8 protein-coding genes are annotated in these 14,446 nt (G+C 71.2%); 6 read left to right on the top strand and 2 right to left on the bottom strand.

Annotated features, from left to right (window positions below):
• Positions 1-9: 9 nt before the first annotated feature.
• Positions 10-1,329, bottom strand: coding sequence for a sugar MFS transporter (locus tag RDV84_RS07705; protein WP_057949595.1), 1,320 nt, complete (start codon positions 1,327-1,329; stop codon positions 10-12).
• 434 nt (positions 1,330-1,763) lie between these two features.
• Here RDV84_RS07705 and RDV84_RS07700 point away from each other — a divergent pair, with 434 nt between their 5' ends.
• From RDV84_RS07700 to RDV84_RS07675, 6 genes are all read left to right on the top strand, one after another.
• Positions 1,764-2,816 carry a glucokinase gene (locus RDV84_RS07700; protein WP_309152976.1) on the top strand — a complete coding sequence of 351 codons (1,053 nt, stop codon included), beginning with the start codon at positions 1,764-1,766 and terminating at the stop codon, positions 2,814-2,816.
• A gap of 274 nt (positions 2,817-3,090) precedes the next feature.
• On the top strand, positions 3,091-5,700 hold the full coding sequence (locus RDV84_RS07695; RefSeq protein WP_309152975.1) for a TonB-dependent receptor: 2,610 nt from the start codon (positions 3,091-3,093) through the stop codon (positions 5,698-5,700).
• Positions 5,701-5,890: 190 nt separating this feature from the next.
• Positions 5,891-8,335, top strand: coding sequence for a family 20 glycosylhydrolase (locus tag RDV84_RS07690; protein ID WP_309152974.1), 2,445 nt, complete (start codon positions 5,891-5,893; stop codon positions 8,333-8,335).
• 228 nt (positions 8,336-8,563) lie between these two features.
• Positions 8,564-9,202: a tetratricopeptide repeat protein gene (locus tag RDV84_RS07685; protein ID WP_309152973.1), complete on the top strand. Its 639-nt coding sequence runs from the start codon at positions 8,564-8,566 to the stop codon at positions 9,200-9,202.
• A gap of 290 nt (positions 9,203-9,492) precedes the next feature.
• Positions 9,493-10,704: an EAL domain-containing response regulator gene (locus RDV84_RS07680; RefSeq protein ID WP_309152972.1), complete on the top strand. Its 1,212-nt coding sequence runs from the start codon at positions 9,493-9,495 to the stop codon at positions 10,702-10,704.
• Positions 10,705-10,711: 7 nt separating this feature from the next.
• Positions 10,712-13,579 (top strand): ATP-binding protein, encoded by a 2,868-nt coding sequence (locus tag RDV84_RS07675; protein ID WP_309152971.1) that lies wholly within the window; start codon positions 10,712-10,714, stop codon positions 13,577-13,579.
• 67 nt (positions 13,580-13,646) lie between these two features.
• Here RDV84_RS07675 and RDV84_RS07670 read toward each other — a convergent pair whose 3' ends face one another.
• The gene (locus tag RDV84_RS07670; RefSeq protein ID WP_309152970.1) at positions 13,647-14,444 is read right to left on the bottom strand and encodes an ankyrin repeat domain-containing protein; all 798 of its coding nucleotides are present in this window, start codon (positions 14,442-14,444) and stop codon (positions 13,647-13,649) included.
• Positions 14,445-14,446: the final 2 nt, after the last annotated feature.

Here is a 14,446-nt window from a genome sequence, read left to right as displayed (position 1 = left end):
CGAACCGAGTCAGTTCGCCTCGACCGCGGGCCGCGCCGCGGCGCCGGCGCCGCCGGACTCGCGCTGGCCGACCTTATGCCCGACCTTGGCGAAGAACAGGATGTACAGGTAGCACGGCACCATCAGCGCCAGGAACACCGCCTGGAAGTCGAAGTGCTGCTTCAGCACCGCGTACAGCTGCGGCACCACCGCGCCGCCGGCGATGCCCATGACCATGATCGCCGAGCCGGTCTCGGTGTGGCGGCCCAGGCCGCGGATGCCGAGCGGGAAGATCGCCGGCCACATCATCGCGTTGGCGAAGCCCAGCGCGGCCACGAACAGCACCGACACATAGCCGTGGGTGGCGAACGCGCCGATGCTCAACAGCACGCCCAGCACCGCCGACCACGACAGGTAGCGCTCCTGCGAGATGAAGCGCGGGATCACGATCAGGCCGACGATGTAGCCGAGCAGCATGCCGCCGAGGGTGAAGGAGGTGAAGAACTTGGTCTTGTCCAGCGGCAGGCCGAAGCTATGGCCGTAGGTGCCGATGGCATCGCCGGCCATCACCTCCACGCCGACGTAGACGAAGATGCACAGCGCGCCGAGCCACAGGTGCGGATAGCCGAACAGGCCGCGGCCGGCGCCGCCGTTGTCGGCGCCGCTCTTGTTGACCTCTTCGCCGCGCAGTTCCGGCAGCGGCGAGAACAGCACGCCGACCGCGAGCACGGCGAGCACGCCGGCCATCAGCAGATACGGGCCGTGGATGCTGGACGCGAACTGGTTCAACAGCTGCTCCTTGGTCGCCGGATCGGCGCCCTTGACCTGCTCGGCGAGGTCGCCCATGCCGTGCAGCACCAGGGTGCCGAGCACGATCGGCGCGAGGATGCCGGCGATCTTGTTGCAGATGCCCATCACCGCGATGCGCTGGGCCGCGCCCTCGATCGGGCCGAGGATGCTGATGTAGGGATTGACCGCGGTCTGCAGCACCGCCAGGCCCGCGCCGATCACGAACAGGCCGCCGAGCGCGCCGGGGTACCAGCGCTGGGTGGTGAACTCGCCGAACACCGCCGCGCCGATCGCCATCACCAGCAGGCCCAGCGCCATGCCGCGCTTCATCCCGGTGAAGCGCAGGATCGACGAGGCCGGCAGGGCCAGGAAGAAGTACGACAGGTAGAAGGCCATCGGCACCAGGAAGGCGCCGACCTCGTCCAGGTCGAAGGCGAGCTGGGCGAAGCCGATCAGCGGGCCGTTGAGCCAGGTGACGAAGCCGAATACGAAGAACAACGCGCCGATGATCCCGATCGACATGAGATAGCGCGGCGGCGCGCTGGCGTTTGCAACCGACATGAGACTCCCCTCCCAGGGCAGGCGGGAGACGCCCGCCGCGTGCGCCTTGCTCCGGTTGACCGGCACGACAAGCGTTGGCCCAACGTTGTCACAAGTGCACGCGTCCTGCCAACCGGGACCGCCCGATTCGGCCGAAACCCGCGCCAGAACGTGATCTCCGGCGCGCGCCGGCATGTTGCGGCGCATCAATAAAAGCGCGGTCGCAGGCACGGTTTGCGCCCGTGCATGACGGTTTTGCGGAGTCTTGTTGACAACGTTGTCAAAGCGGGTGCAGTCTCGGCGCCGCCAAGGGGAACGCTCAAGGGCAGCCGTGGAGGGCGCATGCAGTGGGACGGGTCGTCGGAAACCGGGCAATCGCAGCCGCAGCGGCCGCAACACGGGCGCTCGCGCCGCATGAACGGCCGCAGCGACGCCGCGCGGACGCGGGTGCGCGCATGAGCGCGGCGCCGCGACTGACCCCGGCCGCTTCGGCCGAGGCCGGCAGCTTCATCGCCGCCGACGTCGGCGGCACCCACACCCGGGTCGGGCTGGTGCGTCCGGGCCAGGGCGGCGACACCGTCGCCGTGCTCGCTCACCGCAAGTACGTGTGCGCCGACTACCCGAGCCTGGCGCCGATCCTCAGCGCGTTCCTGGCCGAATTCACCGCCGGCAACGGCATCGGCGTCGAGCGCGTGGTGATCGCCTGCGCCGGCGTGGTGCTGGAAGACCGCGTGGTCAATTCCAACCTGCCGTGGCCGATCTCGCTGTCGGAACTGCGCGCCGAGCTGGGCTTGCGCGAAGTGTTGTTCATCAACGATTTCCAAGCCAACGCCAACGCCGCCCAGTGCATGGCACCGGACGATTCGACCCTGCTCACTCCGGGCGTGCGCGATGCCGCGCCCGGCCCGGTGCTGGTGATCGGCCCGGGCACCGGCCTGGGCGCGGCGATCCGCATTCCCCACGGCCGCGGCACCGTGGTGCTGCCGACCGAAACCGGCCACACCGCCTTCGCGCCGGGCAACGCGCGCGAGGTCGAGATGCTGCGGCTGGTGCAGCAGCGCGGCCAGGACTACGTCAAGACCGAACATTTCGTCTCCGGCCCCGGGCTGGTCAACCTGTACGACTCGCTGTGCACGCTGGCCGGGGTCGAGCCGGCGCTGCGCGCGCCGGCGGCGATCACCGAAGCCGCGCGCCGTGGCGACGCGATCGCGCGCGAGGCGGTGCTGACCTTCTGCGCCCTGCTCGGCAGCGTGATCGGCGACCTGGTGGTCATCAGCGGCGCCAAGTCGGTGTTCATCGCCGGCGGCATCCTGCCGCAGCTCAAGGACTTCGTGCCCGACAGCCCGTTCCACGCGCGCATGCTCGACAAGGGCGTGATGCGGCCGGTGCTGGAAACCGTGCCGGTGCGGCTGATCGAGAACGAGCGCCTGGGCGTGATCGGCGCGGCCAGCTGGTACCTGGAACACGCCCGCGACGCCCACGGCGACGCGGCCCGTCCCATCGCGTAACCGCACCACCGTCGCGCGGCGCGCACGCGCCGCGCGGCGCAGGCAGCACCCGCTCCAGGCGCAAGGCCGCCGCAGGCTCGCGGCCCCCGGCACCGAAGGCGGCAGTACCGCAGCACGGCTCACCGCAGCACCGGCACCGGTCCACGGGCGGCATCGCCGCGACCGGCCGCAGCAGCACCGCACCGACCACCGCACGCACAAAGACAACCGGACTCGACGACGAACCGGCCACCGGACGATCGCCGAGCCATCACCGCCCGAGGGAGGAACAGTAATGAAAGCGCGCAAGACCCTTTTGTCCGCCAGCATCGTCGTGGCACTGAGCATGGCTTCGGCCGCGGCGATGGCCCAGGACGCACCGGCCGCGTCGCAGGCCAAGGACCTCGACGCGGTCGTGGTCACCGGCATCCGCGCCAGCCTGGAGAAGTCGCTCGACACCAAGCGGGCCAACGTCACCGTGTCGGAGGCGATCACCGCCGAGGACATCGGCAAGTTCGCCAACACCAACGTCGCCGAAGCCATGTCGCAGATTCCCGGCGTGGTCCTGGACCGCCGCTTCGGCCAGGGCGAACGCGTCAGCATCGACGGCACCGACCCCAGCCTCAACCTCAGCTTCCTCGACGGCCACCCGGTGGCGCAGTCGATCTGGCTGTACGGCGAGCAGCCCAACCGCGGCTTCGACTACACCCTGCTGGCGCCGGAAATCCTCGGCCGGCTGGAAGTCATCAAGTCCTCCGAAGCGCGCCTGACCGAGGGCAGCCTCGGCGGCACCGTGCTGATGCACACGCGCAAGCCGCTGGACATGGACGCCAACTCCATCGCCGGCTCGCTGAGCTTCAACTACAACGACCAAGGCGGCGACACCCGTCCCAGCGGCTCGTTCATGTACAGCTGGAAGAACGCCGAAGAGACCTTCGGCGTCAACTTCGCCGCGCAGCACTACGAGGAAACCGTCGACCGCCAGGGCGTGGAAGTGTTCGGCTACCAGAAGGCCAGCGCGTTCCCGAACCAGACCGGCGCGGCCGCGGGCATCGACGTGCCCAACTTCGTCAACGCCGCCTGGTTCCAGCAGACCCGCGAGCGCAACAGCGCCAACCTCAACCTGCAGTTCAAGCCGAGCGAGGAGCTGGAGTTCAACCTCAGCGGCCTGTTCATCCGCGAGAGCTTCGACAACTACAACCAGTCGTTCTACAACTTCCTGACCCAGCGTCCGGGCGCGGTCGACCGGCTGAGCACCAGCGGCAACGTCGCCACCGGCGGCCACAGCAACGCCAACCCGGTGTTCTACGACAACAACGTGCGCGCGTCCGAGCCCGAGACCAAAGGCATCGACCTGACCGGCAAGTACCAGACCGACACCTGGGGCGTGTCGGGCCAGGTCGGCCACAGCAAGTCGGAGAACTCGCTGGAGCAGTGGTTCATCGAACCGGTCTACACCGGCGGCTACAGCTTCGACCTCAAGCGCGGCCTGACCTTCGACAACCCGGCCGCCGCCAGCAATCCGGCCAACTGGGCCGGCGACGGCTTCATGGGCAACTACGGCGTCATCGACACCGAGACCAAGGACACCTACGGCCAGGTCGATTTCAACGTCCGCTTCGACAGCGTGCTCAACAACCTCAGCTTCGGCGCGCGCCGCGGCAAGCACGAGGAAGACTACCGCCAGAACGTCTACGTCGGCCTGCCGGTCGCGGACCTGGTCACCGTCGGCACGATCAACCCGGTCAGCCTGCGCGACCTCAATCCCGGTTCGGGCCGCCATGTGCAAGTCGGCCGCCAGAACGTGATCGACTACGTCAACCGCTACCGCGGCGCGCTGACGCCGGACCCGGCCAGCTTCCTCAACAACACCTTCAACATCGAGCAGACCAATACCGCCGCCTACGTCCAGGCCGACTTCGCCAGCGGCGGCTTCCGCGGCAACATCGGCGTGCGCTACGTCGAGTCCAAGACCGACGGCGAGGGCTTCGCCTACGGCGGCACCCCGACCCTGACCGACCTCGACTCCAAGCGCGTGCGCAGCTCGAAGAAGGAAGACTTCGTGCTGCCGTCGTTGAACGTGGTCTACGACACCGGCGCCGACGTGCTGCTGCGCTTCGGCGCGGCCAAGGTCGTGGCCTGGGCGCCGTACAACCAGCTGGTGGGCAACACCTTCCTCAACGACAGCACCTTCACCGGCAGCGGCGGCAGTTCCGACCTCGACGCGTACGAGTCGACCAACTACAGCCTGTCGGCCGAGTGGTACTTCGCCGAGCAGTCGGTGCTGGCGGCGTCGGTGTTCTACAAGGACATCGACAACTACATCACCAGCGAAGGCCGAATCGAGCGCCAGTTCAACTCCAACGCGACCACCGCGCCGGCGTTCTACCAGTCGCGCATCGTCGGCACCAACGGCTGCACCGCCGACGGCTTCTGCGACTACAGCATCATCCGCCCGCTCAACGCCGGCAAGGGCAAGGTCAAGGGCTTCACCGTCAGCTACCAGCAGCCGTTCGGCGACACCGGCTTCGGCCTGACCGCGAACTACACCTACGCCGACGGCGAAGGCGCCAACGGCACCGACCTGCCGTACCAGTCGCGCGATGCGGTGGCGATCAGCCCGTACTACGAGCGCGGTCCGTTCTCCGCCCGGGTCAGCTACAACTGGCGCAGCGACTACCTGGCCGGCGGCTACGTGGCCGGCGCGCCGCCGGCGAGCGTGGACGACTACGCCGAGCTCGGCGCGAGCGTGGCCTGGAACATCGACGACCGCCTGACGGTCGCGCTGGAAGGCATGAACCTGCTCGACTCGGAGTACAAGCAGTACCTCGGCCGCGAAGAACTGGTCGCCCAGAGCTTCCACACCGGGCGCCGCTTCATGGCGTCGTTCCGCTTCAAGTTCTGATCGGCCGGCAAGGCGATCGATCGCTCGACCCGACAAGCCCGGCATTCGCGTGCCGGGCTTGTCGTTTTTGGCGTCGCCGAAACCTCGCCGTTCGTGCGGCCAGTCGCGCGAACGCACCAACACACAACCACGGTCGGCGCGCCTGCGGCATGGTGTGCGGCCGAACGCCTCGCTCCGGAGTCCGTCCACGATGAAGCCCCGCTCCCTCGTCGCCCCGCCCGTCCGCACCGCTTTCGTCCACGCCGGCCTGGCCTGCGCCCTGGTGCTGGCGACGACCGCCTGCGAGCGCAAGCCCGCCGGCGAACCCGCCGGCGCCGCGACGCAAGCCGCGCCCGCGGCGCCGGCCGCGCAGCCGCGCGCCGCCCATCCCAGTGCCGCCCATCCCAGTGCGATCCTGCCGCGCCCGGCCAAGTTCGTGCCGGGCCAGGGCGCGTTCGCGTTCGGCCCGCAGACCGCTGTCGCGGTCGCCGTCGACCAGCCCGGCGCGCGCCGCGTCGGCGAGTTCTTCGCCCAGCGCGTGCTGGCCGTACGCGGCTTCGCGCCGAAGCTGCAAGACCGCGCCGGCGACGCCAAGGGCGCGGTCGAACTGGCGCTGGACCCGAAGCTGCCGATCGGCGAGGAAGCCTATGTGCTCGACATCGGCCAGGACGGCGCCAAGATCAGCGCGCGCAGCGAGGCCGGCCTGTTCTACGGCGCGGTGAGCCTGTGGCAGCTGGCCAGCGCCGACGGCGCCCAGGGCGCGACCGCGATCGCCGCGCAGCGCATCGAGGACGCGCCGGCGTATCGCTGGCGCGGGCTGATGCTCGACGTCGCGCGTCATTTCCGCAGCGTCGAAGAGGTCAAGGCGGTGCTCGACCAGATGGCGCTGCTGAAGCTCAACACCTTCCACTGGCACCTCACCGACGACCAGGGCTGGCGCATCGAGATCAAGAAGTACCCGCGCCTGACCGAGGTCGGCGGCTGCCGCGTGCGCGCCGGCGCCAACGGCCGCGACGCCCAGGGCAAGAGCGTGCAGTACTGCGGTTTCTACACCCAGGAACAGATCCGCGACGTGGTCGCCTACGCCGCCGCGCGCCACATCAACGTGGTGCCGGAAATCGAAATGCCGGGCCATGCGCAGGCGGCCATCGCCGCCTACCCGGCGCTCGGCGTCGGCGACGTGCTCAAGCAGGCGCCGGCGGTATCGTCGGACTGGGGCGTGCACACCTATCTGTTCAATCCGCAGGACCAGACCTTCGCGTTCCTGAGCGATGTCCTCGACGAAGTGGTCGCGCTGTTCCCGTCGAAGTACATCCACATCGGCGGCGACGAGGCGGCCAAGGACCAGTGGCAGCTCTCGCCGACGGTGCGCGCCAAGATCAAGTCGCTGGGGCTGAAGGACGAAGCGGCGCTGCAGAGCTGGTTCGTCGGCCGCATCGGCGCGCACCTGCAGACGCGCGGCCGCGTGCTGGTCGGCTGGGACGAGATACTGGAAGGCGGCACGCTGCCGGCCAGCGCCACGGTGATGTCCTGGCGCGGCGACGCCGGCGCGCTGGAGGCCACACGCAAGGGCCACGACGTGATCCTCGCGCCCGATCGCAAGCTGTACCTGGACTACGCCCAGAGCGATCGCGACGACGAACCCAGCGGCCGCTTCCCGGTCACCGGCCTGCGCGCGTTCTACGAATTCCCGATGACTCCGCCCGGCATGGACGCGCAGCAGGCCGCGCACGTGATCGGCGCGCAGGGCAATCTGTGGACCGAGCACAAGCGCAGCTTCGAACAGGTGCAGCGGGCGCTGCACCCGCGCCTGGACGCGCTGGCCGAGGTGGTGTGGTCGCCGGCGCAGGGCCGCGACTGGAACGACTTCCAGCGCCGGCTGGTGTCGCAGCTGGAGCGCTACAAGGCGCTCAAGGTCGGTTTCAGCGACGCCGCCTATGCGGTGGACTTCAAGGCCGAGCCCGGCGCCGGCGGCGCGCAGGTGACGCTGTCCACCCAGACCGGCTTCGGCGAGATCCGCTACCGCACCGACGGCGGCGAACCCGACGCGTCCTCGCCGGTGTATTCGCAGCCGCTGCAGGCGGCGCTGCCGCTGGACCTGGTCGCCACCGCGTTCTTCGACGGCCATGCGCTGTCCGCGCCGCGGCGCTTGCAGGCCAAGACCGCGGCCGACCTCAGCGAACGCGGCAGCGCCCGGCTCAAGGCCTGTCGCGAGGGCTACAACCTGCGCCTGGAGGACGATGCAACGCGCGACGGCCGCGTGGGCGACGACGGCGACGGCGCGCGCGCGGCGCTGACGGCGAACCTGATCGACCCGTGCTGGATCTACCCCGGCGCCAAGCTCGACGGCGTGGCCACGCTGCGCGCCACGGTCGGGCAGGTGCCGTACAACTTCCAGCTGTGGCACGACACCGACCAGATCGTCACCCGCAAGGCGCAACCCGATGCGGCGCTGGAAGTGCGCCTGAACGATTGCAAGAGCGCGCCGATCGCGCGCCTGCCGCTGCAGCCGGCCCTCGCCAGCGACGGCCTGACCGTGCTGGAGGCGCCGCTGCCGAAGCTGTCCGGCAGCCACGACCTGTGCTTCGTGTTCGCCAGCGGCAAGCACGATCCGCTGTGGGCGCTGGATCGGGTGAGCCTGCGCCCCGCGCCGTGATATCGCGCGGCGCCGCCGCGCTGCATAGCGGTGCAGGGGACGTCCGTACGCGGCCGTCCCCTGCGCCGGCGTATGTGTCACGGACGTGTCGTCAGTGGCAGTTACGCGTTTCAGACGCACGCCGCCATGCGCTTCGCCACATCCGGGAAAGAAAAATATGTGCCGATGTTCATGGAAACGTGCATTGAGCGGTTAGCATGTAGCCGCCCAAAGGGGGGATTCACGTTCATGTTCATCCGCAATCTGCTGCTGGCCTCGGCACTCGCCGCGGCCCTGGCCTCCGGCGCAGCCCGCGCGCAAAGCCTGCCCAAGCCCAACGAGTTCTATTTCGACGCCGACGCGCAGACCGCGCGGCCGGTCATCGCGGTGCGCGAAACCGGCGAGGCGGCGATGGACCGGCTGGCCAAGATCCTCGAACGCAAGCCGCGCGCGCCGGCCGAGGCCGCGCAACTGGCGCACCTGGCGATGGAGGCCGGGCGCACCGAGTTGGGTCGCCAGCTGTACGGCCGCGCCCTGCACGAGATCGACAGCGGCAGCGCGCAATGGCGCGCGATCCACTGGAACTACGCCTGGGACCTCTACCACGCCGGCGCCGGCGAAGACGCGCTGAAGATCTTCGTGACCCTGCACAACGCGCGCGGCGTCAGTGCGAGCTGGATGCCGCCGACCTACGCCGTCGTGCTGTGGTCGCTGGGCCGCAAGGACGAAGCGCTGCAGTGGTACGCCGCGGCGGTGCGCACCGAGCCGGACCAGTGGCGCAACGCCTCGCGCTACGCCGAACTGCTGCCGAACTGGCGCGAGTCCGATCGCGCGACCCTGGTCGAAGTGCAGAAGGCCTGGGCGGCCAATCCGCCGGCCTGGCCCTGAGCGCGCGCTAAGCGCGTGAGTCCGGCGCCGGGCGCGTGAATCCGGCGCCGGGCGCGACCCGGCCACAGGCGCGCACCGCGCCGTTCATCGAGTTCGCGAGCCGGGCCGACCCGCCCGTAGCGGGCCCGCGCGCACCCGCATCACAACGCGCGCGCGATACCCATCGCAACCGCTCCGACCGTTCGTCGCCACGCTTCCCGTTCACTCCCGTACACGGCTACAGTTCGGCCGTTCGCGGCCGAGCCCGCTGCCGGGTCCGGTCTGTCGCTGCGCATGCAGCCGAGGATCGGATGTCGAAGTCGGCTCTCAGCGTCCTGGTGGTCGAAGATCACGGCTTCCAGCGCCGCATGGCCCTGCGCCTGCTGGGCGAACTGGGCATCGCGCCGGTGCTGGAAGCCGCCGACGGCGCCAGCGCGCTGCGCATCCTGCGCGAACGCGAGGCGCGGTCCGGTCCCCACCCCATCGATCTGGTCCTGGTCGATCTGGACATGCCCGGCATGGACGGCATCGAATTCATCGACCACCTCGCCCACGAGCAACTGGCGCGCGCGGTGCTGGTGGTCAGCGCGCTCGACCCGGCGCTGCTGCACACCGTGCAGACCATGGCCCGGGTCAGCGGGCTGCGCGTGCTGGAGGCGGTGGCCAAGCCGCTGACCAAAGCCAAACTCTCGAATGCCCTGACCGCCCTGCGCCAAACCAAGGCCTGCGAAGAACCCCAAGCCCCCCTCGAAATCACCGAAGCGCAAGCCCGCGAAGCCCTGGAATCCGGCGCCATCGAACCCTGGTTCCAGTTGCAGGTGGAACTCGGCAACGGCCGCGCCGTCGGCGTGGAAGCGTTGGCGCGCTGGCGCCGCGACGACGGCCGGGTGATCCTGCCGCAGTATTTCGTGCCGCTGCTGGACGCCCAGGACCTGCTCGACGAACTCACCCAACGCATGCTCGCCCAGGCCTGCCGCTACAAGCGCGGCTGGGACCGCGAGGGCCTGCGCCTGAGGCTGTCGGTCAACGTCTCCGCGTCCGCGCTCGACGACGCCGGCGCCGCCGACCGCTACCAGCGCATCGTGCGCGAGGCCGGGGTGGCCGCAGGCGAGGTCGTGCTGGAGCTGACCGAAAGCTCGCTGATGGCCGACGCCGCGCGCGGCCTGGCGGTGCTGGCGCGGCTGCGGCTGAAGGGCTTCGGCTTGTCGATCGACGACTTCGGCACCGGCTGGTCGTCGCTGTCGCAACTCTCGCAGGTGCCGTTCACCGAGCTGAAGATCGATCAGGAATTCGTCGCCGGCGCCAGCCACCAGCCGCGCAAGCGCGCGGTGGTCGAGGCCAGCCTGGACCTGGCGCGCAAGCTCGGCCTGGGCGTGGTGGCCGAAGGCGTGGAGACGGTCGAGGACTGGCAGATGCTGGCCGAACTGGGCTGCGCGACCGCGCAGGGACGGCTGATCGGCGACGCCGTGCCCGGCCCCGAACTGCGCGCCGCGCTCGGCCGCTGGCGCCGGCCGGAGCACTGAGCGCGGCATGTTCGCCTGGCTCGACCGCATCAGCATCCGCCGCCAGCTGTGGGGCCTGTTCGCGTTGTTCCTCGCCGCCGGCTCCAGCGTGCTGCTGCTCGACGAGTTCGAACAGCACCGCGGCCGCGCCGCGCTGCAGACCCTGCAGGACGACTCGCTGAGCGGGCTGCGCCTGATCAAGACCATCTCCGACGCCTACGGCCTGGACGTGGTCGACACCACCTTCCGGGTGCGCAACGACCTGGTCGGCTGGGACGAGGGCGTGGGCCGGGTCGACCGCGCCCGCGCCCGCATCGATGCGGCCTGGCGCAGGCTCGACGCGCTGCCGCATTCGCCGCAGGAACAGCAACAGCTCGCCGCCGCCGGCCAGGCCCGGCGCACCGCCGACGCCGCCGCGCAGGAGTTGCGCGCGATCCTGCTGCGGCGCGACCTGCCGGCGCTGGGCCGCTTCGCCGACACCCGCCTGTACCCGGCGATCGACCCGCTGACCCAGCGCATGCAGAAGCTCTCCGACCTGGAGCTGATCCAGGCCGACGCGGTGGTGCGCGCCGACATCGCCCGCAGCGAACGGGTCAGCGCGCTGCGCATAGCGGTGTCGCTGCTGGCGCTGACGCTGGCGGCGCTGGTCGGCCGGCGGGTGCTGCGCAACGCCTCGCGCGGCATCGACCAACTCACCTGGCTGGCGCGGCGCATGCGCGAGCACGACTACACCGCCGACCCCGGCGAGCTGCCGCCGGGCGAACTCGGCGCGGTGATGCAGACGTTCCTGGACATGCGCCGCGACGTGCTCGGCTTCGAGACCGAACTGACCGGCCAGCTGATCCGCAACGAGCGCACCCGCGCCGAACTGGAGCGGCGCGAGCGCTTCCAGGCTTCGCTGCTGGATTCGGCCCAGACCGCGATCATGGCGGTCGACGCGCAGGGCCGCTTCACCCTGGTCAACCCGTTCGCCGAACGCCTGCTCGGCCTGCGCGAGGCCGACGCGGTCGGGCGCATGCCGCTGCATTCGGTGTTCGAAGGCCGCGCGCTGCGGGCGCTGGCGAGCGAACTGGGCGCGCAACTGGGCCGGCCGGTCGCGGCCGACTGGACCGCGCTGCGCGAACTCGCGCGCGCCCACGCCGCGCCGCGCGAGACCCGCCTGCGCCATCGCGACGGCACCTGGGTGCCGGCATTGGTCGCGGTCTCGGCCACCGGCGGCGGCGACGACGAACCGCCGGGCCTGCTGGTGATCGCCGCCGACCTGAGCGCGCTCAAGCGGCTGGAACGCGAGTTGCGCGCCAGCGAGGCGCGCGCGCACGATGCCAGCCGGGCCAAGTCTTCGTTCCTGGCGGCGATGAGCCACGAGATCCGCACGCCGATGATCGGTGTGACCGGCATGATCGAGGTGCTCGCGCATTCGCGCCTGGACCCGGGCCAGCGCCAGGCGCTGGAGGTGATCCAGCAGTCCTCGCAGTCGCTGCTGCAGATCATCGGCGACATCCTCGACCTGTCGAAGATCGAGGCCGGCCGGCTGGAACTGGCGCCGGCGCCGCTGGACCTGGCCGCGCTGGTGCGCGCCACCGGCGCCGGCTTCCTCGCCGCGGCGCGCGCGCGCGGACTGGCGCTGGACTGCGAGGTCGACGCGCGGGTGGCCGCGGCCTATCGCGGCGATGCGCTGCGGCTGCGGCAGATCCTCGGCAACTTCCTCTCCAACGCGGTCAAGTTCACCGAGCGCGGCCGGATCGAGGCGGCGCTGGAATTCGAAGCCGCGATGGCGCCGGCCGCCGGCGACGACGCGCCGCGCGACCGCCTGTGCCTGCGCGTGAGCGACACCGGCGTCGGCATCGACCCGCAACAACAGCGGCAATTGTTCCAGCCGTTCCAGCAGGCCGATGCCGACACCGCGCACCGCTACGGCGGCACCGGCCTGGGCCTGGCGATCTGCCGGCGCCTGGCCGAGCTGATGGGCGGACGGATCGAACTGCACAGCGAGCCGGGCGTGGGCACCACCTTGCGCCTGCATCTGGAACTGGCCCGCGCGCAGGCCGCCGAACTCGCCGTCGACGCCGACGCGGCGCTGCCCGCGCGCGCGCCGCCGGACGTCGAACGCGCGGCGCGCGAAGGCCGGCTGACGCTGCTGGTCGACGACCACCCGACCAACCGCCTGGTGCTGGCGCAGCAACTGGCGCTGGCCGGCTACGCCTGCGAGACCGCGGCCGGCGGCGAGGACGCGTTGCGGCGCTGGCGCGGCGGCCGCTACGCCCTGGTCCTGACCGACCTGCGCATGCCCGGCATGGACGGCTACGCGCTGGCGCGGGCGATCCGCGCCGAGCAGGCGCAAGCCGGCATCGGCGCCGGCGATCCGCGGCGCACGCCGATCCTGGCGCTGACCGCTTCGGCGCTGAAGGACGAGGCCGACGCCTGCGTCGAGGCCGGCATGGACGACTGCCTGGTCAAGCCGCTGGCCGCGGCGACGCTGGCGGCGGCGCTGCGGCGCTGGATCGCGCCGGAACCCGACGACGCGCCGCCGACGCAGCCCGCATCGGCGCTGGCGCCGGGGCGCGAGCTGGGTCGCCTGCTCGATCTGGACACGCTGCACGGCCTGCTCGCCGACAGCGGCGGCGGCGATGCCGCCACGGTGCTGGCCGAGTTCCTGGCCGCCGCCGACGACGACCTCGCCGGCCTGCATCGCGCGCGCGCCGACGACGACGCCGGCGCGCTGCACCGCCACGCGCACCGGCTCAAGGGCGCAGCGCAACTGGTCGGCGCGCAGGAGTTGGCCGAAGCGGCGCAGGCGCTGGAACGCGCGGTGCACGCACAGGATCGGTCGCTGTGGGCGGCGCTGCTCGGCGATGCGGAGTCGGCGCTGCAACGCTTGCGGCGACTGAGCGGCTGAAGCGTTCCTGCGCGCGCGGCGCCGCGACCGTTCGCGTCTTGCCTCGTCCGCCGGAATCCACCGCCCCTCACTTCGCCGCGTTCTCCACCGCCACGCCGCGCTCGCGCAGCCACGCGATCGCCGCCTCGCGTTCGCCGCGGGTGCGCGCGTTGAGCAAGCGGTCCGGGCTCATGAACATGTAGCGCTGGAAGGTGACGCCCTGCGCGTTGCGCGCGCCCGGATCGGCGCCGGCGCGCAGCAGGGTCAGCGCATGGCCGAATTCGTTGATCTTGGCCGCCACGTGCAGCGGCGTGTTGCCCATGCGGTCGGCGCGGCCGGGATCGGCGCCGGCGGCGAGCAGCGCGGCGAAGTTGCCGGCGCGCTCGGCCATCAGCGCCGAGGCCAGCGCGCCCGCGCCGGTGACGGTATTGGTCAGGTTCGGATCGACCTTGGCCTCGAGCAGCGCGCGCAGGTACTGCGGATCGTCGGCCATCGCCGCCAGTTGCAGCACGGTGGCGCCGTCGTCGGCGCCGCGCGCGGGATCGGCGCCGGCGTCGAGCAGCGCGCGCAATCCGGCGACGCTGCGCTGGTACAGCGCCCACTGCAGCACGGTGATGCCGCGCGCGCCGCGCGCATCGGGATCGGCGCCGGCGGCGACCAGGGCGCGCACCCGTGCGGCGTCGCCGCTGGCCGCGGCCTCGGCCAGTTCGGCCGCGGTCGCGGCGGGAAAGACCTCGCGGGCTTGCATGGCGCGCACTCCGGGTTGGGCGGACGCGGCCGACAGGCACAGCCACAGGCCCAGCGCGGCCGCTGCCGCGCGCGCCGCGGCGAGCGCGCGCGAACGCGCGACGGGAGCGTGGCGGGAACCGTGGATGAGCGAGGCCATGC

The sequence above is a fragment of the Lysobacter yananisis genome (genome assembly GCF_031199375.1).
Lineage (GTDB): Bacteria > Pseudomonadota > Gammaproteobacteria > Xanthomonadales > Xanthomonadaceae > Lysobacter > Lysobacter yananisis.
This window is presented reverse-complemented; position numbering and strand designations above follow the sequence as displayed.